The following is a 24,093-nucleotide window of genomic DNA, read 5'->3' as shown; positions in this document are numbered from 1 at the left end:
CTAATAGACATTTCATTTCGAAACAATATTTAAAACTCATCATCCTTAGGCAAAGTATCAAACCACGTCTTTTTCAAAATAAGCGTACATAGCACCGTGACACCTAAAGTGATAAAGAAAGGTACCACTTCTAAGAAAACCAAATACATAGGGAATATAACGAGAGACGTTTGCCATATAATACCCACAAAAACATTGAACATATCTCTTTTGAAATAAGTATTACCTTCCCAAGTGGGATCTTCCGCCATAACCTTTTCTCTAATAGGTTTCCAGAAGCCCCATGGTGTAATGTTTTTATAAAAACTTTTAAGTGTTTTTTCTTCTGTAGGAGGAGCAGCGTATGTTCCGGCCACAGCTGCTAGTAATGCTATGAAAAGCATAAGCGGAAACGTATACAAATCTAAAACCCCTTCAAAAATAAACCTGAAAGACAAAGCAGGCACCAGCCCCCCTACCATTCCCCAGAAAAAACCAGTGCCATTAAATCGCCACCAGTACCATTTTAGCATATTAGAAACTACATACGAGCCATATAAGCCAGAAACTATCCATTGAAGTATATCATTAACATCCCTGGCATAAAGGCCAAGCACAAGACTAACTAAAACCATAGCAATACCTGCCAGCCAATTGCTGTACTTAATGGTTCTATTACTCGCTTTTGGGTTGATATATTTTAGAAAAATATCATTGACCAAATAAGCTTGAGTTGCATTAAGTGTCCCTGCAAAAGTTGACATAAAAGCCGCCAAAAGCCCTGCTAATAAAAGACCCAAAAAACCAACTGGCACAAACTCATGAATAGCAGATGGTAAAATTTGTTCAAAATCAATCTGTCCACCTACCACCAAATCTAATCTTTCATAAAAAATGAGGGCTAAAGCCGCAAATCCTGCAATCATAAAATAGCGTAAGGGCATCAAAATAGCACTTACAGACCCACTAATTAATGCAGCTTCGCGTGGCGACCTGCTCGACAAAATCTTCTGCATGTCATAAGTAGGTGCAGGACCTGCAAAAGACACCAAAAGCCCTTTCATCAGCATCATCATAAAAAACAATGAAAAGAGATTGTAACCATCACTCTCTATTTTAGCATTTACTTCTGGAATGATATGGGTCCAATCTAAGTCTAACCGTTTGCCAAAGAAAGGTGTCATCCAACCATCTGGCACATTCAGTCCATGCGTTGCCACCGCGTTCATGGCTATTACACCAATCACTATTCCGGATATCATAAGAAGAGCATACTGCAAAATATCTGTCCAAACGATGCTCATCATCCCACCCAAAAGGGAATAAAACACAGCAAAACATGTGAAGATAATCCCGTAAAAATGAGGCACATACTCGGGAGATATTTCAAAAGGAACATAGGCAGAGATTAGCTCCCACGGCACAAAAATCTCAACAAACTTGCCTATACCTATAAAACCATAAGCCAAATAACCCATGCCCAAAATGATGGCAAAAACTACAATAATACTGTGAGATAAAGCTGCACCTTTTCCGCTAAAACGCGTATTAATCCATTCTGCTCCCGTGGTTACATTAGATTTCCTGAGCCATATGGAAAGGAAAACCATGAGAAATATCTGATTAAAAACCGGCCAAAGAAATGGAATCCAAGCAGATTTTAAACCATAAACAAAAAGCAAAGTAACCAGCCACATGGTGCCGGAAATATCAAACATGCCAGAGGCATTAGAAAGTCCTAGATAATACCAAGGAATTTTGTTGCCACCTAAGAGATAGTCGGCTTTAGAACGCTCCGCCCTTTTCTTTAAAACAAGGCCTATGGCCACCGTAGCGACCAAATAGAGCAGAATTATCAAAAAATCTATAAGGTATAACTTCATTTAAATAAGGCAGAACTTTGAGATTCAAAGAAAAGCTTACAATGCTACAAAATCTAAGCAAGAAGTTTAAGGAATCACTATTTTCTTTCTCAATAGACTTTGGTCACTTTCCATCACTAAAATATAGACTCCACCTGACAATTTACTAACTGGAATAGAAATTCTTGTTTCCCAAGTAGCTCTTGGAATTAATGGAAGAACTCTTTTCCCCTTTTCATCATAAAGGCTAATCTTAACATTAGTTTGTATTTCTGGTGACTCTAAATAAACAAAATTCTCCGCAGGGTTGGGGTAAGCCACGTTCATGTCAACACTTACTATATCTTTTTGTAAAGCTTCTGACATTTCTGAATAACAAAGCACGCCATTCTCATAAGTCTTAAAGCCACTCACCGTAAATTCGCCACTTTCCAAAACTTTGATATTAGAACTCGTTTGAGATATCACAAGACCATCTTTCTCCCACTGAAAGCCATCGTAATCGGTTTCATTATCAATCTTCACGTCAAATATAGCTTCTGAAGATATGACTGGCTTTACTGGATTCTCGTATTTTACAGCCGATAAAAGTGGTGATGTTTTTGAAATACAACCAGGAGCATAACTTCCATAATAAGAAACAGTGGCTATATCATCAATAAGTCGATTTTGCAGTTCAACTCCATCAGACCAAAAGTAGGTATCAAAACCAGCATTTGCTTCTACCGAAAGGCTAGTTCCATCACAAAAGCCTACGGTGGTATCAGCCAAAGCTACAGTGCTATTAATAGTTATACCAACACTTTTAGCAAAAGTAGGAAGAGGAATATCTTCAATAACTAAGTTTTCAGCACTGTACTCACAACCAATGGCATTTTTTGCTTGATAAGAAAAAGCCCCCCCCCTTAGAATTTCTATGGCTGGCGTTTCGGCATCATTACTCCAAATAATATCCGTAAACCTAGCGTCACTAGAAAGTACTAAAGTTTCTTCATCACAGATAAAGGTCTTACTTGAAAAAACAGTTGGTTGGTCAAAAACTACCGCATCTATATTGACTGCCGTTCCTATTTTGAAATTCCCTAAACGGTTTGTTAAATCGGCAGAAACTACGCCAGCAGGCATAAAACGTTCATTTCCACCGCCGCCATCAGACCATCGGTAAATACTATAATTTTCAGGAACACTTACTCTCGCCTGGTTATTTTCAAAACACTCCACTGTCAAATCAACCAATGGATTTAATAAAACGGGCTCACAAGCATCAAAAAAGCTGTTATTCAATTTTTCTAACCAAGCCTCCGCCAACTGCTCTAGCCCTTTAACCTCCGCAGTATTACCAAAATGCACACCGTCATACCTTGGTATCATAAGAGCATCTGTAGACGGTCCCTCGTAAATGTTAAACCCAGGCTCATTAATAATTCTATCGTGCGAGTTCAGAACCACTTGGGAGGTTCTTCCATCACTATAAGAGACACGCGAAAACATCCAAGCCATGTTATGCCCAAAATCTGACCTGATATTTTCAATAATACCTTTATAATAGCCGAAAATCTCGTCTTCTACCGGTACTCCCGGATATGTATCTGTTTCTCCCTGATGCCATAAAACCGCCCGAATACCAAAAAGTGAAGCATAGTGCTTCATCGCAGTTTTTAAGTATTGATACGGAAAACCTGGCTGAAAGAAACCCTGAAAAATAGCATCTTTAGTAGGTTGACCAATGGAACTTTGATACCAATTACTACTAAGAGTTCGGGTCAAGGCTGTATTAAAAAACATGATTGGCACATCTAATCTCTTAGCTAGGCTATCGCCTATTTGACCCCAACACCATGGCGTTAGTCCAATGGGCCCAATATTAGCATTGTCGTTTAATTGGCTAAAAACGAGTTCTGTATTGGGTTCTTTACTAAAATTTTCATTCAAAAAATCTGCCGTATTCACTCTATCGTCCTTTGCTCCTGTACCTCCGTAACCTGGAACACCTTGTGCATTTGACTGACCAGAAATTATAAACACCTCTCCTACTCCAACTTTATTTAGCGTAGCTATTCCAACTTCCTCTTCTCCTAACAAGCCTCTAATTTGAAGTTGATACCAACCACCTTTAACGGTCAATTTCCCTTTAAAACTTCCAATGTTTGAATTATTTTCAATCGCCGTCCAATCTAGAAACTCAGTTAAACTTCCGTCGCGATATTCTAAAAGACGAGCCTGAATTTGGTCTACTCGCTGTGCTACAGTACCGCTAATGTATATATCGCCTTCATTAGTCAAGTTTCTTTGAAAAACTGCTCTTTCTGTAGGGAACTGAATACTTATTTGACTACTGGCTGAAAAGCCAACAAACATTATAAAGATAAAGTATGGGATTTTTGTGAACGGGATCAAATAAAGGCTTTTCAAATCAATGGGTTATTTTGGCTTGTGAAGATATTAAAAGTTTCAAAATGAACGGATTGACACGTCAACTATTATAATTCAGATTGATTAAAAACCTATTTAGAACGCCAATATGGATTTTTAGCTTCTATAAATTTAATAGGCACTTCCTCATAAAGTTCTTGTAACCATTTGGCAAAGTAAGCCATACCCGCCTCTTCAGAATCCGCATGACCCATCACTATTAAAGCCTTCTTGTAACCTAGCGAAATGGCATCTTGTACATAAGGTACCGTTTCCCATTCATTGGTCTCCCCTACTATTAAAAGCTCTGTGGCTGGATTAGCTAATCTATTAAAATGACTTCCAGAGCCCGAAGCACCTAAAGCCATGCCTACATTAGTAAATTTCTCTTCTGGGTCACCTACAGTTCTAAGTGTTTTAGCTCCAAACTTAGTTTCAATATCGGCTACTATCTCTGCTAAGGTCATTTCTGGAATCTCAAAAAACACACCGTCCTTTCTGTACTGTTTCCAGTCAAAAACATCAATCACGCCTTCATAAATCATGTCAGGATTGTTCTTGTGAATGTGGTCATGAAAACGCCAAACCACCATATTATTATCTTCTATAAACTTCAGTTTAGCTTGCTGAATTGGAGAGTCGGCGTGTGTACTTAAGTCATCTGTATGCGAGTAAAAAGTAGGCTCATGCGTAATTACAAAATTCAAGCCCGTGGCATTTGCCTTTCGGAGCACCTCTAGCGTAGCCATAAAAGTGGTAGCTATTCCTTTTACTTCCGTATTAGGGTCACCAGCCTTTACGTTATCCACAGTTTCAGCAGACCATTCACAGTTTACCGCAGCCTTAATTTTATTGATTACATCATTTGCTGTAAGCTGCCCAAAACTGGGCGAAGTGCAAAAAGCAAGAAGCACTAAGATTATCTTTTTCATTTTGGGTTCTTATGGTTGAACAAAAATAATGGATAATTCCTACTCAAACCTTACCATTAGATAAATCCTCCATACTTCTAATTTTCAGGTAAAGAAGCCTTTATAGTTTCTCTTTGAAGGTCTGGTAGCCAAAGCTCTTATGCAATTCAAAACTACCGTCTGATTTAAGAACACCAATAGAAGGCAAACCAACGCCATTAAAAGTGGTAGTTTTCACCATGGTATAGTGAATCATATCATCAAAAACCACCTTATCTCCAATCTTTAGAGGCTCGTCAAAGGCGTAGTCTCCCATAAAATCACCAGCTAAACATGTGGTTCCACCCATTCTATAGTTATGTTTTCCCGGAAGTTCTGTCTGATATGCTCCTAAAATACGTGGTTTGTAAGGCATCTCTAAAGTATCTGGCATGTGGGCTGCAAAACTAACGTCTAATATGGCAACATTAACCCCCTGAGCATCTACAATGTCTTGTACGGTCGACACTAAAACGCCAGTTTCCCAAGCTATAGCAGAACCAGGCTCTAATATCACTTCAATATTGTACGTTTTTCTTAGTCTTTCAATTTGCTTGGCAACATGGCCAATATTATAACCAGAACGTGTCATAAGGTGACCGCCGCCCATATTTAACCATTTCACTTGATGCAGTAAGTCTCCAAACTTTTCTTCTACATGAACAAGTGTACGCTCTAAAACAAAAGAATCATTTTCACATAAAGAGTGAAAGTGAAGTCCTTCAATACCTTCTGGTAGTTCTTTTCCTAAAGCCTCTCTGGTAATCCCTAACCTGCTTCCTACTATGCAGGGGTTATACATATCGGTTTCTACCTCGGCATATTGTGGATTAATTCTTAAACCCATAGATATAGGGCAAGAGTAATTCTTTACCTGCTCTTTATAGGTTTCGTATTGGTTTAAAGAATTAAAGGTAATATGTGAACTATAACTCATTAACTCCTCAAACTCCTCCTGTTTATAAACAGGGGCATAAGTATGAGCTAAGCATTTCATTTCCTCAAAAATAAGACGTGCCTCATTTAGACTACTGGCCGTAGCTCCGCTCAAATATTGCTTAACCAGCGGAAACATTTTGTACATGGAAAATCCTTTCAAAGCCAAAATAATATGACCTCCACTTTGCTCCTGAACAGAGTTTATTAACCTTAAATTATCTACTAACTTGGCTTCTTCTAAAACGTAACAAGGAGAGGGTATTGATGAAATATCCATTACAACGGTTTCTTTTTTTTACAAAAGTTGCAATTTCCCTTAGTTCAAATGCGGTTTCTGCTGGATTTTTTTGAAAACAGATGTGGAAGAAAACAAAAGAACCTGAATCATGATGGCTAAAGCTATCAATGAAATGATTTCAAACTGTGAAGAAGATTGTTTTTGGAGCATGATACCATTGGTCTCCTCCCAAAGTCGTTGCCCTTCCGAAGTTTGAATATTTGAGAGTACAGTAAGTTTAGCTAAACCTTTGTGCGTGAGCGTTTTGTTGGTTTCAGCAAGAGAATTATCCTTCAAATCATATCCTATTTGAGAGATAGAAGGCACTAATTCTTTAAATTCTAAGAAAACTCTTTTCTCTAAATCTGTAAATTGAGTAGAAGCATAATCTTCTACCAGAGAAGACATTTTAACATCTAAAGCCTTTAAATGAGCTGAGGTAGCGGCATTAAGTTGATGAGAGTTTAAGCTACTAATTACTAGCTGCTCTCGCTCATGAAGGATAGAAGACAAATCAAAAATGAAACCTTCTACCATGAGTCTATCTTCATATATGGCCGAAAACGACGTCTGAAGCTGTGTTACACGCTTTCTGTCCATCAAATTGCTCCAAAGTAAAAGAGAAAGTACGCCACCAAGCACTGCTGCTATTTTCACTTTACCCTTAATTCCGTATGCCCACTTTTTTAAACTCATATCCAAATATATTTATTGAAATATTTCCATCAATTATACAATTATTCATACGTATTTCCTAGCATTTTGAACAACACATGTTTTAAAAAAGAGTGTCACACTCCTCAAAAATGAGACACTCTTAAGTTCTAGTTAATTTGAAAACTCAAAGGAATGGTATATCTGACTCTAACGGGTTTTCCATTTTGTATTCCTGCTTTCCACTTAGGCATTTTTTTAATGACACGTTCCGCTTCTTCATCGCAGCCAAAACCTATTCCTTTCAGCACTTTGACATCAGAGATGCTTCCATCTTTCTCAACAATAAAAGTCACTATAACCTTACCCTCCACACCATTTACCGTGGCATTTCTTGGGTAATTGAGGTTTCGACCTAGCCATTTATACATTTTCTTTAGTCCACCTTCAAACTCGGGCATAATCTCAGAGCTTAAAAACTCCTTTTCTACTTTAGGCTCCACTGGTGGTTCTGGTGCTTTTATGGCTAAGCCATCTAGTATTTTGGGTCCAGAATTCTCGAAGATATCCGTTGAGGGTTTTCCTTCCTGTTTGATAGTACTTATAACTGCTATTTCTACTTGCTCATCAGTAGGAACATCCGCTTCTACAATCTCTTTTGTATCTGCCACAGGCTCTACAAATTCTGGAATCACAACCTGCTCAAAAACTTCTTGTTTTACAGGTGGAATCGGCTCTTTTTCTTTTGGCAAATCCACTGGTGGTTCAAACCACTTTTCCAAATCATGAACTGTGTAAGGATTGGCTTGTGGCACCACTTCTATCGTTTTTGATTTTACTACAAAAAAACTACTAAGTGAAATAAAGACTACTCCTGAAACGCCAAGCACAAAGGCTCTTGTCAAATGTGAACTGTACTTTTTTCGGAGGTCATAAGCACCATACTCTTTATTTCTGTTTTCAAAAAGCATGTCGTCTAGTGTTTTAAAATCTTTCTCGTTTTCCATTATTGAAATTCGTTTTTTGGTCAAAGAAATCCCCTGCCAGAAATTCTGGAATATTTAATAAGAAATTAACTAGTATGATACAGGAAGCCGGCCCTTCTTATGCTCAATGTATAAGGAATATTTCAAGAAACAAAGCTTATAACTAAAAAATTAGTTATAAGCTTTCAGGAAGCATAAAGTGTATTTGAGACATTTATGAAGGGATATTTTCAATTCCGAAAGGATAATGTCAGTTTGAGCGTAAGTCCTGTTTCATCTTCTTTGCGTGGATAAACTCTCTTAAATCCTTTCTTCCCGTAAGTGTGGATTTAAGCTGTAAAGTACTTGGGAACTAAAATACACATTCCACAATCATAGTTTATTACAACTATTATCTAAAGTAGCCCAAAAGAGCTTTTGGACATAAAAGCTATGTGGAATATTGTTTTAAGAATAAGTAAAAACTAAGAACGCTTTAATTAAAACTCAAAAAAGAACACCATGAAAAAGTCAATATTTGTAGCCGCTCTTTTATTACCCCTTTCCACCCTTTTAACTGGCTGTGCTGCCATAGCTGGCATCTTTAAAGCAGGTATGAATTTTGGAATTATACTTGTGCTTATCGTTATAGGTCTCCTACTATATTTCGGAATTAAGATGCGTAAAAAGTAGGCCATTTCTACCATGAAAGTAGGCTTAGACTAAGTTTTGAGTTAGTTTAATCTCTCAGAAAAAGTGTATCGGCTAACAATGAAAAAAAGCCATCTCATTTTTTAGTATAAGATGGCTTTTCGTATATCGCTTATTGTTTATTCTTCGTAGGTAACCAAGACCACAACTGGTTTGCTCAATATGTTGGCACTATTACCAGCTTTTGTATAGATTCTTATGTTTACATTATCGTGAATATAGCTAAATTGATAATTACTGTGCTCAAGATGATTTTCTGGCACATAGGTATTAGTAGCGTAATTAACATGAACATCTACCGCTAAAATTCTATTTGCACCTAAACCATGAGCGATATAAGATGTTGTACCTTCTGTGCTAGCAGTTGTACCAGTAAGCCTTTTCATTTTTATTTTTGGAGCTGAGTCTCCGAGTTGCGTATAACCGTGTAACTTGGTGTTCCCATCTCCAGTAAAAGTGGCTACATCTCCTGTATTACTCGCATTAATTCTAAAGTTAGCATTAGCATCAGTATCGTTAGATTGGTATTTTATATGCCATTTTTCTGAAGAGGAAAAATTTTCAAATGTTATAGCATCTACAGAACCATTATTATTTTCCTCAATTAACAAACTAGGGTTTGTTGGCTGACTATTAGAACGAATGTGTAATCTTGCTCTAGGCTCATCTTCATTAATACCAAGATTATTTCCGCTATTCGCCGTACCAGGACCATCAATAAAAAATAAACCGTTATTTGAACCCGAGCCCTCAAGCATCTGAATTACTCCCTTTTGCGAATCTAGGGGTGTATACTTTATTTGAGCTCTGGTCTGACCAGTTGAATTTGCGAAAGTAATTCCATTTGCACCAGCATCTCCAGTGTTTCTAAGTTCAAAGAAAGGCGTTGTGTCTTCAAGAAGGAAGTCACCACCTTTAACATGAAGTTTCTCTTCTGGAGCCGCTGTACCTATACCTACATCGCCAATGTCAGTTATTCTCATACGTTCCGATGCGGTTGTCGTACCTTCAGCAGTTGTATAAAACCGCATAAATGAACCGAAGTTTTTTGATGTGAAAGCAGAGCCAGTAGTTCTAAAGTCTATTCTAGAAGTTCCTTCTACAAAACCTTCTCCAGAGTGGCCCCCACCCCAAAATCTACCTATTGTGAAATTCGCAGGAGTTGCTCCAGGTGAACTGATAGTTCCACTATGACGAAACATATTAACTATGGGAATTGCGTTCGTTTTTATTTCTATTTGGTTCCCTGTGCTATGGTTTCCATCGTATCCATCGGGTGTTAGCTCTATGCTCTGCCCAAAACCAAGGCCTATGCTTAACAAGAAGGCACTTGAAAGTAGTATAATTTTTCTCATTGCTTAAATAAATGTTTAGTTATTGGTTATATTAATTATGGTCATCAGACCAATTCTTCTTCTCCTGGAAACGGGCAACTGGAAGCCATTTTTAAGTATCACCTTAGTTTCGCTTGCTTTTTTAATAAATCTGGTATTGATAAGATGTGACCTGCACGGTCTTACAAAATTTTGAGGATCCAGCATCTCTTGAAATTGTTTCAGCGTCTTGGCAAGAATTATTTTTTTACCACTCGTGAGATGAACAATGCTGTAGTTAATGTCAGCCTCTATCCTTATTATGTCTGGCGGAATAATTTGTGCTTTTTGTATAGCACGTACCTCATTAAAGTTGTAACTCATTTTCTTGGCTCATTTTGTTTACACAAAGTTGGAAACCAATACAACCGAGTACAATTCTATAATCATGTGATATTTTGTCACCCGATCTGATTACAAATTGACAAATCAACTTGGTTTAGTTTGATCAGAAAAACACTGCGTTCACAGTGTTCTGTCCTTTTGATAGTTTTGCAGGGTAAGAAATTGTAGAAACAAAGTAGATTACGGCTATTTTAACCAGCCTTTTTGAACACCTAAACGAACCAATTCTTGTAAACTATTGATGCCTAATTTGCAATAGATTCGTCTTCTATGTGTATTGACAGTGTTGATGGAGATAAAATATTCTTTAGCTATTTCAGGACCTGAAAGACCACAGGTCAATGCTTTCGCAATTTTAAGTTCTTGCTTAGAAAGTGAGCGGGTATCTAGTAGTGGATTTTCTAAACCTGAGATTAAATCCTGCACTATGGAGGATGAAAAGTATTTTTCTCCATTAAATACTTTTTGAATAGCTACTATAAACTCTTCTTTTCCTGAATTTTTCAAGATATAACCATCCGCCTTGTCTTTTAATAACTTTATGATGTCTGGTATCTCTTCATGCATGCTTAATATGAGAACTTTTATTTCAGGAAAGCTTTTCTTTACTTCTCTTAGCAATTCCTGACCATCCATTTTTGGCATGTGATAATCAGTTATTAATAAGTCAGGCTTCAATACAGCAATTTTTTGAAGTGTTTCCTGTGCAGATTGAGCTATGCCAACTACCTCTATACATTCTATTGTTTCAAATATTGCGGATAGTCCCTCCAATATCAATAAATGGTCGTCAGTAATAAAAACTTTAATAGTCATGGCTTTTGTTTACAAAGGTCTGTAGGGCAAATTAACAATTCAATACAAGAAGTGCATGATTTTTTGTCACTATATCAGGTGACATTCTGTACATTACTTAGGCTTTTGCCTTTCTAATCACCATTTATTCATTTACTTGTAATTCGAACAAATCAGGAACTCAAAAAAAGTAATTCATGAAGCTACCACACAGCAAATATTTTCAAGAATCTCTCAAAGTGATTTTCTTTATGATTCCATGCATTTTGAACAGCCTTGTAAGTTTTTCTCAACCGCCCTCTGGAGACGCCGAAATTGACCGTTTAAATAAGTTAGCTTTTAGATTTACTTATGACGAGTCAAAAAGGGATTCACTATTCATAGTAGCTACACAAATGAAAAAGCTTGGCCATGAAAAAAATAATGAAATTGGTCAAATTTATGGCCACAGGTTCTGTGGCTTATCATTGGCATGGCGTGGTATGTATGAAGAATCGCTTAAAGAAGAATTTATTTTCCTGGATTTAACGAAAAAATTTAATCGTCCCGAGGAGGAATTAAAAGCTTATGGAGATATGGGCTTTATCTATATGGATATGAAGCGATATCAGGAAGCTAAAGAAATATACTTAGTACCGACTAGAAATGAAGCCCTCATAAAGTCAAATCCAAAAACAGCTTCAGCTTTTTTCACCAACCTTGGGGTAGCTTATAAAAGGGAGAACAAACTTGACAGTGCTTTAATGATGTATGAAAAGTCCTTGGAATTAAAAGCAATTGCATTTGATACGTTGGGAACATTATCCGTCATGGTAAACCTAGCTGTTTTACACGGAGACATGGGTAACTTTAGTAAAGCAAAAAATATTTTCAAAGAGAATATCGCTATGGCTCGAAAACTTCAAAATAAAGGAGACCTATGGCATAATTTGAGTGGAATGGCGGTTGTTTTACTCAAAAATGGTGAGCTGAATAAATCCATAGCACTATTGAATGAAGCTCTCTCTGTTGCCAACGAAATAGAATCTAAAACTTTTCAGCTACAAACATTAGATATAATGGCCCAGAACTATACGGAAGCCGGGCAGTTTAAAAAAGCTTTTGAAGCCCATAAAAAAGCTCGAGAGTTATCAGAATCTTACCTAAATGAGCAAACCAATGCTAGAGTGAGTCAGCTAAGAGAGACGTTTAACGCAGAAGAACGCGAAACTGAAAACAAACTCTTAAATCAGGAATTAAATATTCAAAAAACCCGCCAATATGCTCTGGCTGGTGGCCTAGGCTTTCTGGCTGTCTTGGTTTTACTCGCGTTTTTTGCATGGAGAAAGAATGAAAGAAAAAACGTGCTTATAGAGGCTCAAAAAAATGACATTGAACTTCTAAACACCTCGCTTGAAAAGAAAGTACAAACTCGTACTTCTGAACTTTTCTCCGCTTTAGAAGAAATAAAGGTGGCTACCTCTAAAGGGCAGCAGAAGGAAAGAAAACGCCTTGCCTCTGACTTGCATGATAATCTTGGCTCTGTACTTTCGGCCATAAGCATGAATTTAGAAGCCTTAGACCCAAAGGCCTTAAATGAAAGAGAACAGCGTCTTTATGCTAATATAAAAACCATGACTTCAGATGCCTATAATGATATAAGGCTTATCTCTCACAATCTTTCACCGAAGGAGCTGGATAAAAAAGGTGGTCTTAAAATGGCGATAGAAAGGCTTATCAAAAAATTAAATGCAGCCAAAAAGACAAATTTCACCTTTAATCATAGCCTTAATCAAAGATTGCCGCAACGTACCAATGTTAATATCTATGCCATTGTTTTAGAATTAACAAATAATGTACTTAGACATGCCGATGCTCAAAATGCCTTAATAATTTTATCAGACGATGCTCAAAATGTTAGCCTCAGAGTTTCAGATGATGGCATAGGTTTTACCAATATCAAATCAAAAGGCCTGGGTATAAGCAGTATCTTAACCAGGGTGGAAGAACTTAATGGTAAACTATCAATAGATAACAGTAAAGGGAGTGACATTAAGATAAAAATACCTTTATCATAAAATCGGATGTCTAAGGGCTTTAGTTTAATTTCGGAGAATTTCAATCCAAAACGGCATTCCCTTCTTCCCAAAAGAACACTCCTTTTGACTTGTCATAATTACCCTTTTCGTTAAGGGTATTGGACTCATAAAGCCTGCCGTTTACCATAGTCCAGATAACCGAATTAGAGTTACGGATATTCTCTAAAGGATTCTTATCTAGCACTATTAAATCTGCCAGTTTCCCTTTTTCCAAAGAGCCTATTTCCTCTTCCATTCCCAGCAACATTGCCCCATTAGTTGTTGCCGTTTTAAGGGCTTCCATATTAGTCATTCCTCCTTGTGAAAGCATCCATAACTCCCAGTGAACGCCTAATCCTTGAAGTTGCCCATGAGCTCCTAAATTAACTCTTACACCTGCATCACTTAGTTTTTTGGCACTTTTTGAAACTTTGATATAACCGTTTTCATATTCTTCCATCGGTATCATGGTTCTGTGCCTAGCCCTGCTATCAATTATTTCTCTTGGGGTAAAAGTCAAGAGCTTTTTATCTTCCCAAACATTGGTGTTTTGATACCAATAATACTCCCCATTCACGGCTCCATAATTAACGATTAAGGTAGGCGTATATGATGTTCCGCTAGCCCCCCACAGCTTGATAACATCATTATATAATGGAGCCACTGGAATATTATGTTCTATACTGGAATGGCCATCTAGCACCATGGTCAGGTTATGAAAGAAAGTAGAACCACCTTCCGGCACCACAGCCACTTTTAAATCATGAGCAGCTTTAATCACCTGCTGGCGTTGATTTCGTCGAGGTTGATTATAACTCTTCACTGTAAATGCCCCAAAAGCCTTAGTCCTATAAACGGCCGACTTGGCATCTTCTAAATCATTGATATTAGCTTTAAAAAGGGCATCTGCACCATATAAAATAGTTCCGGTAGTGAAGAGTCTTGGCCCTACCATTGTGCCTGTTTTCACCATTTCAGATTGCGAAAAGGCCAGTTCTGAACTAGATGATGGGTCATGAGCAGTGGTGACTCCATAAGCCAAATTTGCATAATATTGCCAATGTTTTTGTGGGCTAAGCCCTGTTCCAAATTGCCCTAAATGGGCATGTGAGTCAATAAGACCAGGCATAATGGTTTTGCCAGAGGCATCAATAACTTTGGCATCTTTAGGTATAGAAACTCTACCAACGGCCAATATCTTATTTCCATCAATAAGCACCGTCCCCTTTTCTATCACCTTATCATTTTTCATAGTGATAATTCGAGCATTGGTAAAAGCTATTTTTCCTTCCGGCTTATCAGCTTTTAGAACCAAGCCTATTTTTAGGCCCGTGGAATCTGGACCAGTAAGTGAGTCAGGAGCACCAGGTAAAAATGCAAATCGCTCATTTATTTCTTTACTGAAATACTCCTCGCCCATAGTCCAATGCAGTTTTTTACTATCCGCTGACCAATGAATATTAATTCCTGCATCTTTAGCCAACTGGGCTATGGGTAAACTTTTGGTATTATTATCAATTTCAAGTGTCTGTCCTGTTAGCGGCATGGCAGCTATATAGACTTTAAAATAATTGGTAAAGGCCACCCATTTCTCATCTGGGCTTGGCAGCAGTCGATTGGTGTATTTAGATTTAACAAGTTCCCTTTTGTCCTCACCTGCCAAATTCACAGAATACAGCGTTTTAGTCAAACCGCCCGATTGATAATAGATTCGTTTTCCATCTTTATTAAAGCTTGGAAAATCACCCCCATCGACTACTTTTTCGACCTCCTTAGACTCACGGTTTAAAATATAAATCCCTGGCTCTTTGGTATATTCATAACCTAATTCTGAACTGCCACCTTCCTTTTTGAAGACTATCAAATCATTATCAATTGGCGAAAAAACTGGCATTCGATAAATGCCTTTTTCTGTGCTTATCTTTTGGGATTCTGAATTTGATAAATCTAGCATATGTATCGCACCCATTTCCACATCATTCCAACTTACATAAAGTAGCTTAGAACCATCTTTTGAAAAAGAAGGGTCATACGCTAAATCTTCGCCATCAGTTAATCTTTCTGGTTTACCATCTGGCAATTGTTTCTTCCATAAATAGCCCGCCGCATTAAAAACTAAAAGTTTGCCATCTGGTGAAGTAACTGCATGGCGTATGGCTTTAGCGGTGAATTGGTCTGGTGCCACGTCATTTTTAAAACGTAAAGCGTTCACTATTTTATGATTGGCACTTGCCTGAAAAGGTATAATAGAGGCGTCACCAGAACCTACTTCAATTTTTCTAATCTTCCCTTGAGCCCAAACTATGATATGTTTATCGTCTGGAGTCCAGTTGAAACCTGTAAACGCTCCAAAAACGGCCCACGTTTCTTGTTGATCTTGGCTGAGGTCTTTATAAATAGGCCATTCTCTACCCGTTTTAAGGTCATGTAAAAACAAAACAGATTTCTCTCTGATTCGTCTCACAAAGGCCATCAACTCCCCATTATGTGAAATGACTGGACGGATAGCTCCGCCAGAACCACCCGTAACGGTTTCTGTTTTACCATCCTCTAAGCCATAGCGTTTAATAACATAAATCTGGCTGTTAGGGTCTTTATTATATTGAAAAGCTCCGCCAGGATACATGTCTTCACTGAAATAAACGTATTTCCCATCAGGTGACAGCCAAGGCTCACCTACGTCTTGTTGGTCGTTTTTTCTCTTTGTCAATTGAATTCCTTTCCCACCTGAAGTATGGTACATCCAAATTTCCCCCGCTCCTAGAGAACGTCCAGAAGTAAAATGTTTTTTACAAATGATATAGTCGCCATCTAAACTCCAAACCGCATTATTAACCAATCTAAAATCTTCTTTGGTAATTTGCTCTGCATCTGAGCCATCGGTATTCATCATCCAGATATTATCCGCACCGTCTCTATCGCTCGTGAAACTTATTTTCTTACCGTCAGGGCTAAAGCGAGGTTGCACCTCAAAAGTGTGCCCACCGCTTATCAGTTTTGCCTTTCCGCCGGAAATAGGCATGGTGTAAATATCTCCAAGGAGGTCAAAGACTAGTTGTTCACCATCTGGACTTACATCCACATTCATCCAAGTGCCCTCATCTGTTTCTATTTTAACTTCAGAATAAGGAAGTGCAGGTTCGCTGACATCCCATTTTGGTTTTTCTTGGGCTGTAGTGCTTAAGACCGTACAGAATGATAGAGCTAAGAGTAGTTTGTTTTTCATGGTTTAAGGTTTGTAATAGTTTGAAGTTTACTTTCCAAAATTAGTTTTTAAAGACGAGTTTCTTTTGATATTAGGATAACGAAAAGTTACTTTTAAGAAATCTATAAACGAAAAAAATGAAAGAGGGAGAGTATTTAAATATAGTTTCAGATATACATGAAATAGACATTATTGATTTATTCCAATCTTTAAAATCACAGCATATGATTGAAGGCGAAGATTTTAAAATTAAACATAATATTGCTGATTTGAAGAAGAACAAAATATTTCATTTAGAATTTCCAATGAATTTTAATGGAGGAAATCTAAATGATATCATCAAATCTGAAGAGCAATGGGTTGACAAAACTAATTTGGATAATATTCATTTAGGAAACGAAAATTATATTATTTGGAAGGATGTCGATTGGGCATCAGAACCAAGGTTAAATATTGACAAACTAATACAACCAATTACGCCAATATTTAATGGCTTGGAGTCTATTTGCATGAGAATGTGTTGTGGAATACATGCCTTTGACTTTACAATTGAGAATATCAAACAATTAAAAAACCTTGATTACGAGTTCTTAAAAAGTGAATTGAACAGGGTAATTCAAGAAGTTGAAGAAATTAATGAGCTGGCTGTCAGCAGTAGTATACTAAACCAATCTTTTGAAAAAACTGTATTCTTGAAATTACTAAATCATTTGAAGAGCAATTTGTCTTAAAGGACCTTAAAACATCCTTGTTGCTCAAGAAATAATGCACTCTCAATTTCAAAAAAAGGTCATTGATGAAAAAATGACGCCCCAAATTCAGAAGCGTCATTTCTATTCAAAACTAAGAGTTTCTATTAATACTCATGAGGCAATTCAATATCCACCTTCTCATTCCATGGCAAACCGTGTATGTTTAGCTGCTCCATGAATGGGTCTGGGTTTAGCTCTTCGCAGTTATAAACGCCAGGTTTCATCCACTCTGCGTTTGTAAGCATTAACATTGCTCCTATCATGGCTGGCACACCTGTGGTATAAGAAACCGCTTGCGAACGCACTTCTTTGTAAGCCAATGCATGGTCGCTATTATTCCAGATATAGTATGTTCTATCTTTGCCATCTTTGATACCTTTTATTTGACAACCGATTGAGGTTTGACCTGTATAGTTCTCCCCTAAAGATTCTGGTGGCGGAAGTACAGCTTTTAAAAACTCTAAAGGCACTATCTCCTGTCCTTGAAATTTGATTGGAGCTATGCTCGTCATACCTACATTTTCTAAAACTTGTAAGTGTGTGATATAGGCTTGACCAAAAGTCATCCAGAAGCGTGCTCTCTTAAGTGTTGGGAAGTTTTTAACCAAAGACTCCAACTCTTCATGGTAAAGAACATAAGATTCTTTCTCACCTATATTTGGGTAATCTATAGGCTTATGAATGCTCATAGCCTCTATTTCTTTCCACTCGCCATTTTCCCAATATCTACCTGGCTGCGTAATCTCTCTGATGTTTATCTCAGGATTAAAATTGGTAGCAAAAGCTTTTCCATGGTCACCAGCGTTACAATCGATGATGTCTAGGTAGTGCATTTCGTCAAAATAGTGCTTGTTGGCATAAGCCGTAAACACCTGCGTAACGCCTGGGTCAAAACCACAACCTAGAAGTGCCATCAGTCCTGCTTCTTTGAAACGTTCTTGATACGCCCACTGCCAGCTGTATTCAAACTTGGCAACATCTTTAGGTTCATAATTGGCTGTATCCATATAGTGCACGCCCGTTTCTAGGCAGGCATCCATGATAGTTAAATCTTGATATGGCAATGCCACATTGATAACCATTTTAGGCCCGAATGACTTAATCAAAGCCACCAATTCAGGTACATTATCGGCATCAACACCGGCAGTAGAAATACTAACATCGTGCATTTCTTTGATGTCAGCAGCTATTTTATCGCACTTTGACTTTGTACGACTTGCCAACATAATATCCGTAAAAACTGAATTATTCATGGCACATTTATGAGCAACTACCGTTCCTACACCGCCTGCACCTATGATGATTACTTTTGACATGTTTGTTTTTTGATGTTAATTTCCTCCTTCTGTAGGAGGTTGATATTTGATACCTTAATGGCAACAATTTCTTCTGCAAAGAAAAAGGAATTTTGGGAATGTTGGTATTCTTGGAAATTAAAATTGCGATTTCTAGCTATTTAAATAAAGACCTTGCATTAAAAATCAAATTTCTTAACAATGCGTTGATGTTCTTTTGAGACTTTATTAAAATTCAGATTACAACTGAAATATATTTTGACTTAATCAAAACTTCCCAAATAGGTTTAGTAGAAGTATTGAATTCTTCCTTTTTAGACTTTGTCAAATTTATGCTTAGAAAATTAATTCCCCAACTTTTGTTCTTGACCCTAAAAATTCACAAAACGAGATGAGTTTCATTTGCAAATTTGTTCATCCTATTCGATATCTCTTATTAATTACGGGTTTTTCAACCTTTTTAATCTTAAAAGGGCCTCCATATAATAATAGTCAGCATAAATAATAGGCATATCTATTTCAGAATCATGCGGATAATGCCCAGTAGAGTGTAGCAATAAAGCTTCGTTAGTGTCTCCACTTAGGTATTCACTACTTGATAATTTACTAATGTAACTTTCAGCAGCCTTTTCATATTTTTCTTTAAGTGCAGGTTCTTCTACTAAACCAGCTAGCTCTAACATTCCGCAGGCCGCCACAGCTGCTGCAGACGCATCTTTTGGGGCATTAGGTATGGCAGGGTCATCAAAATCCCAGAAAGGAATACCGTCTTCCGGCAAGCGGTCAATATAATGCTCAGTTAATCTTATAGCGGTTTTCAAGAACTCTTCGTCGCCAGTTTCTCTGTAAGCAACAGAAAAACCGTAAATACCCCAAGATTGCCCTCTTGCCCACATAGATTCTGTGGCATAACCTTGATGTGTATATCCTCTTAAGAATTTTCCAGTTTTTTGGTCAAAAGAGCCAACATGGTAAAGAGCACTGTCGGAGCGTACTAAATGCTCCATGGTTTTTTCAGCATGACTCATTGCTACGTCATACAAATTTTGACCTCCACCGTTTTTTGATGCCCAAAAAAGTAGTTCTAGGTTCATCATATTGTCAATTATGGTATTGTATTGGTAATTTTCCATTTGGCTAGGCCAAGATAATATGGTGCCTACTTTAGGGTCATAGAGTGTAACTAGATTATTGGCGGCAGCTATCAAAACTTCTTTATACTCCTCGTCTCCAGTTAACCTATATGCATTACCGTAACTAGAGTTCACCATAAACCCTACATCATGATTCTCGGCTGGTTTATATGCTATTTCTTTTAAAGGTAAGGTAAAACGGATTGCATCTTTCATTAACGCTTCATCACCCGAAGCTTCATAAGCATACCATAAGACCCCTGGCCAAAAACCACTACACCAGTCTTTAACATCTACCAAATTCCAATTGGTTTTACCTTCTGAGATATTTCTAGGGAAACTATCCACTTTTGTGAGAGCACTAGCCGTAATTTTAGTTTTCTCTGCTAAGTCGCTCAAAACTTTATATTCTGCAGTAGAGCTGTCGGATTGTCCATTATCTTCTGATGAAGTACACGCTAGTACTGAAAAAACAGCTAGCCAAGACAAGGCTTTTAGGGTTTTCATTTATTTGAAATTAAGTGAGAAAATTGTTCTTTTCTTGAATTGCAATTTTAAATATTCTAGGAGGTTGGTTGGATAAACTATGAACCAAAGGCTATAAAATATCACTCATTATCGTGTTAGATTCATCTTCAAAACCTCAGGAGGCTTGCTATTTCTCTAAATAACCTTTGATACTCAAATGAAGAATTTCGAATTCAGAATTCTTCGAATGTGTGAGTTTTTAAAAAATAATGCAATATCATTCGCTTAACATTGTCTGCTTTTGCCTTACCAAATCACATCTCAGTGAATTTTCAAACATTATAATGAATTAGAGAGCGTCTGGAGCAAGAATAAAATGGCTTTAATACATATAAAACTTCGTGTATTCATTTGCCTTTTTTTTATAATTAAGAAATACAAATTCTCCGAAAACAGAAGTGCAAGAAAATCTCAAAAAAAGAACAAAAAGCACCTTAAAACGTGAAATAGTACACTCATCTAGTTAAATATTTATAGTTACTCACCCTAAATGGACGATGTGTTATAGCTTTTGGCTAATAATTTACACTCCCTTTTCTCGATAGTCTCTAATATTGTTCAAGCAATTTATTGAATCAAAATCAAAAATCATTTTATAACCTTAACTGAAAAATTTATATGATAAAATTTCAACATTATCGGAGAAATCTGAACCGCTTTTTAAGTCTATTTTGGATAATAGGCTTTATTACTGCTGGAGCAATTGGAACAGCAGGTGCAGCTGAAGCATCAAAGGCTGCTGCAAGAATAACTGGAAAAGTAGTGGCGTCAAGTGATAATAAGGGAATGCCTGGCGTAAATGTATTAGTGAAAGGAAGTCAAAAAGGTACATTTACAGATAGCGACGGAAATTATGCTATAGATAATGTAGATGCCAATGCCATATTAGTATTTAGTTTTATTGGTTTCCAAAGCCAAGAAATTCAAGTAGGTACTCAAACTATTATTAACGTTACTTTGGCAGACGATGAGCGGTTGCTTGATGAGGTTATCGTGGTAGGTTATGGTACAGCAAAAAAGGAAACGTTAACAGGTTCTGTAGAACAAGTTTCATCAGAGGCATTTGAAGATTTAGCGGTAGGTAGTCCTGCTTTGGCTCTTCAAGGTAGAACTCCTGGTTTAGTAGTTTCTCGTACTTCTTCTAGACCGGGTGATGAAGGCGTTAATTTCCAAATTAGAGGAGCTTCTTCTATTAATGGTATTGACCCGCTTATAGTTATAGATGGTATACCTTCTATAAACTCATCTACTTTTAATAATATGAACCCAAATGATATTGAGAGTATCAGTGTCTTAAAAGGTGGGTCAGCTTCTGTATATGGTTCTCGTGCTGCGGGTGGTGTTATATTAGTAACCACTAAAAAAGGGAGTGGCGATGTTAAAGTTGAAATAAGTTCTGTTTATCGTATGGGTACTGTGGGGATTCGCCCACCATCACCTACAATGTCAGAATATGGACAGCTTTACTTAGCGGCTGTTGACGAAGACTTAGCCTCTAATAAGCCTCCAAGGTATTTCTTTTGGAGCGACCGCTCTACAGTAGAAAAGATAGCTTCTGGATATGAAGGGTATTATGATTTGCCTATTAATGGGAATATATGGTTAGGTAACTCTGCCAAATTTGATGAAATGTTTGGTAACTCTACTTCAACTCAGCAAAACATTAGTGTTTCTGGTGGAACAGCCAAGAGTAATTATCGTGTGTCGGCAGGTTATGATAAAAATGTTGGTGGTTTAAAAGTTGCTGACGACACTGCTGATAAATATAACTTCTCTGCAAATTATGGTATTGACATTACTGATAGATTAAATCTTAATACCAATATTACTTATTTTCATAATAGTTTTTCTGGACCAGCTGCTGGTTTAGCTAGAGAAGCTGCTACATGGGATGCTCCTTTATTTCCTACTTATAATGACGACGGACAGTATTATGCCAATTTTGGTGGAGTCAACATTACTGGAGATAGAAATGCAATAGCACAAGTTAAAGACGCTGGCCGTGAAAATCTGAAAAGAGAGCAGTTTAAAATCTCAACACAGGCTACATATGATATTACAGACCATTTAAGTGTTACAGGTTCTTATGCTTTAAGTAAACAAAACAGTGTTTGGCAAAGGTATGCAGTAACGGTACCACTATATAGCTGGCAAGGAGGGTTCTCAAATAATATAAATAATACCACTTTTATAGAAGAAGGAACAGGTCCTAATGGCGTAGACGGTAACATAACGTACAATAATTATAAAGGATTCTTAAACTACACGAATAGCTTTGGTGACCATAATGTATCTGGTATGGTAGGTATAGAAGCTGAGAAAAGTGTGATTGACGAGTACTATATGAGAAGAAATGGCTTTGTGGATTACGGAGTTTATGATTTAAACATTGGAGCTACAGACCAATTGGTTACAACATCAGGTGGTGGTAATACTTGGGGCTTTTTCGGTTACATCGGACGTTTGAATTATGATTACAAGGGTAAATACTTATTCGAATTACAAGGTAGACGTGATGGCTCTTCGAGATTTGCAGAAGGTAGTAAATGGTCTAACTACGGTAGTGTATCTGCTGGTTGGATATTATCTAGAGAAGATTTCTTAGTAGACAGCGATTTGATTTCCTTCTTAAAAATAAGAGGTGGTTATGGTGAATTAGGAAGTACTTCAGGTATAGGTAATTTTGGATATTTATCAACTGTAGGTTTTGGTACTACCGTTTTTGGTCAAACCAATGCTGCTCAGCAAGCTACTTCAAGTGCCAGTAGTTTATTTAGTAGTACTACTACCTGGGAGCGTATTGCAACTACAGAAATCGGTGTAGACTTTGGTCTGTTACAAGATAAAGTGTTTGGTTCATTTGACCTTTTCCAGAAAAAGAATATTGGTATGCTAGTTAGAGGTATTCTACCTCAAACGCTGGGAACTGCGGCTCCATATACTAACATCGGTACTTTAGAGACAAACGGTTGGGAAGCCATGATAGGATATAGAGATAAAATAGGTAAGGATTTAAGCTTTACTGTAAGTGCTAACATGAGTGATACCAGAAATGAGATTACTAAATATGATGGAGCACAGTCTATTGTAGAGAATTTAAATGCTGCGGATGCAGGGAGAAATATTTTGGGTAAACCAATTAACTCTTTCTACCTGTGGGAAACTGACGGATATTTCGGTTCTCAAGAAGAAGTGGATGCTTATTACAACAGCCTTAACGCTGGTGGGATATTACCATCACAGACTTCAAATGATGCCTTACGTCCTGGAGATATGAGAGTAGTTGATTCTAATGGAGATGGAACCATTAATACAGATGATTTAACTTATCACGGAGACAATGCTACTCACTATGTATACGGTTTGAATTTTGACATCAAGTATAAGAATTTTGACCTAAGTTCATTCTTTCAGGGAGTTATTAATCAGCAAATTTACAGAACAGGTTATTTCGCTCAGCCTTTTCAGGCAGAATGGCAGAATCAATCTAACACTTGGTTAGGAAGAACATGGACAGAAGATAACACAGATGCAGAGTTCCCTAGATTAACTACGCAACGTGGATTATCTAGCTGGAATTACAGAAGTAAGGATCACATATTACAGAACAATAGATATTTAAGGTTGAAATCTTTAATTCTAGGTTACAACATTAAAAATGTTAAGGTGGGTAATTCTGCAATTGATAACATCAGAATTTATTTATCAGGAAATGATTTGTTCGAATTTACAAGTGTGAAAGACGGTTATGACCCAGAATTTAGAGCAAGTACAAACGAAAGCGTTTATCCATTCATGCGTACCTGGGCGGTGGGCTTAAAATTATCTCTTTAAGCTAAGTTTTAACAAAAAAATATTACA

At 37.2% G+C, this 24,093-nt stretch carries 16 protein-coding genes; 4 read left to right on the top strand and 12 right to left on the bottom strand.

Annotation, left to right across the window (positions count from 1 at the left end):
- Nucleotides 1–29: 29 nt before the first annotated feature.
- The 6 genes from AADJ06_RS01015 to AADJ06_RS00990 all read right to left on the bottom strand — a co-directional run bounded on the left by AADJ06_RS01015 (nt 30) and on the right by AADJ06_RS00990 (nt 8,080).
- Nucleotides 30–1,862, bottom strand: a complete 1,833-nt coding sequence (locus AADJ06_RS01015; RefSeq protein ID WP_341224526.1) for a sodium:solute symporter family protein — start codon at nt 1,860–1,862, stop codon at nt 30–32.
- Nucleotides 1,863–1,928: 66 nt separating this feature from the next.
- Entirely contained in the window at nt 1,929–4,199 is a 2,271-nt protein-coding gene (locus tag AADJ06_RS01010; protein ID WP_341224525.1) for a T9SS type A sorting domain-containing protein, read from the bottom strand.
- Nucleotides 4,200–4,345: 146 nt separating this feature from the next.
- A complete protein-coding gene (locus AADJ06_RS01005; protein ID WP_341224524.1) occupies nt 4,346–5,185 on the bottom strand; it encodes a Nif3-like dinuclear metal center hexameric protein in 840 nt (279 codons plus the stop codon).
- Between the two features lie 100 nt (nt 5,186–5,285).
- On the bottom strand, nt 5,286–6,419 hold the full coding sequence (gene nspC / locus AADJ06_RS01000; RefSeq protein WP_341224523.1) for a carboxynorspermidine decarboxylase: 1,134 nt from the start codon (nt 6,417–6,419) through the stop codon (nt 5,286–5,288).
- A gap of 39 nt (nt 6,420–6,458) precedes the next feature.
- A complete protein-coding gene (locus AADJ06_RS00995) occupies nt 6,459–7,115 on the bottom strand; it encodes an MCP four helix bundle domain-containing protein (protein WP_341224522.1) in 657 nt (218 codons plus the stop codon).
- Between the two features lie 128 nt (nt 7,116–7,243).
- Nucleotides 7,244–8,080, bottom strand: coding sequence for a TonB family protein (locus tag AADJ06_RS00990; protein WP_341224521.1), 837 nt, complete (start codon nt 8,078–8,080; stop codon nt 7,244–7,246).
- 480 nt (nt 8,081–8,560) lie between these two features.
- Here AADJ06_RS00990 and AADJ06_RS00985 point away from each other — a divergent pair, with 480 nt between their 5' ends.
- The gene (locus AADJ06_RS00985; RefSeq protein WP_341224520.1) at nt 8,561–8,731 is read left to right on the top strand and encodes a hypothetical protein; all 171 of its coding nucleotides are present in this window, start codon (nt 8,561–8,563) and stop codon (nt 8,729–8,731) included.
- Nucleotides 8,732–8,868: 137 nt separating this feature from the next.
- Here AADJ06_RS00985 and AADJ06_RS00980 read toward each other — a convergent pair whose 3' ends face one another.
- From AADJ06_RS00980 to AADJ06_RS00970, 3 genes are all read right to left on the bottom strand, one after another.
- The gene (locus AADJ06_RS00980; protein ID WP_341224519.1) at nt 8,869–10,104 is read right to left on the bottom strand and encodes a hypothetical protein; all 1,236 of its coding nucleotides are present in this window, start codon (nt 10,102–10,104) and stop codon (nt 8,869–8,871) included.
- 15 nt (nt 10,105–10,119) lie between these two features.
- Nucleotides 10,120–10,446: a LytTR family DNA-binding domain-containing protein gene (locus AADJ06_RS00975; RefSeq protein WP_341224518.1), complete on the bottom strand. Its 327-nt coding sequence runs from the start codon at nt 10,444–10,446 to the stop codon at nt 10,120–10,122.
- Between the two features lie 207 nt (nt 10,447–10,653).
- Nucleotides 10,654–11,283, bottom strand: a complete 630-nt coding sequence (locus AADJ06_RS00970) for a response regulator transcription factor (RefSeq protein ID WP_341224517.1) — start codon at nt 11,281–11,283, stop codon at nt 10,654–10,656.
- A 176-nt stretch (nt 11,284–11,459) separates the two neighbouring features.
- Between AADJ06_RS00970 and AADJ06_RS00965 the strand changes: the two genes are divergently transcribed.
- Nucleotides 11,460–13,319: a tetratricopeptide repeat protein gene (locus AADJ06_RS00965; RefSeq protein ID WP_341224516.1), complete on the top strand. Its 1,860-nt coding sequence runs from the start codon at nt 11,460–11,462 to the stop codon at nt 13,317–13,319.
- Between the two features lie 40 nt (nt 13,320–13,359).
- Here the strand turns inward: AADJ06_RS00965 and AADJ06_RS00960 are convergent, their stop codons facing one another.
- Nucleotides 13,360–16,545 carry an amidohydrolase family protein gene (locus AADJ06_RS00960; protein WP_341224515.1) on the bottom strand — a complete coding sequence of 1,062 codons (3,186 nt, stop codon included), beginning with the start codon at nt 16,543–16,545 and terminating at the stop codon, nt 13,360–13,362.
- A 116-nt stretch (nt 16,546–16,661) separates the two neighbouring features.
- Between AADJ06_RS00960 and AADJ06_RS00955 the strand changes: the two genes are divergently transcribed.
- On the top strand, nt 16,662–17,255 hold the full coding sequence (locus AADJ06_RS00955; RefSeq protein WP_341224514.1) for a DUF6331 family protein: 594 nt from the start codon (nt 16,662–16,664) through the stop codon (nt 17,253–17,255).
- A gap of 125 nt (nt 17,256–17,380) precedes the next feature.
- On the opposite strand, the gene AADJ06_RS00950 is transcribed toward AADJ06_RS00955, so the two are convergent.
- Complete coding sequence (locus tag AADJ06_RS00950; protein ID WP_341224513.1) at nt 17,381–18,592, bottom strand: saccharopine dehydrogenase family protein; 1,212 nt, start codon at nt 18,590–18,592, stop codon at nt 17,381–17,383.
- Between the two features lie 419 nt (nt 18,593–19,011).
- Nucleotides 19,012–20,211: a glycoside hydrolase family 88 protein gene (locus AADJ06_RS00945; protein WP_341224512.1), complete on the bottom strand. Its 1,200-nt coding sequence runs from the start codon at nt 20,209–20,211 to the stop codon at nt 19,012–19,014.
- Nucleotides 20,212–20,850: 639 nt separating this feature from the next.
- Here AADJ06_RS00945 and AADJ06_RS00940 point away from each other — a divergent pair.
- Nucleotides 20,851–24,066, top strand: a complete 3,216-nt coding sequence (locus AADJ06_RS00940; RefSeq protein WP_341224511.1) for a TonB-dependent receptor — start codon at nt 20,851–20,853, stop codon at nt 24,064–24,066.
- Nucleotides 24,067–24,093 lie beyond the last annotated feature (27 nt).

The organism is uncultured Arcticibacterium sp. (genome assembly GCF_964021845.1).
Taxonomy (GTDB): domain Bacteria; phylum Bacteroidota; class Bacteroidia; order Cytophagales; family Spirosomataceae; genus Arcticibacterium.
Note: the sequence above shows the minus strand (reverse complement) of the source record. Positions and strands in the feature narration are given on the sequence as shown.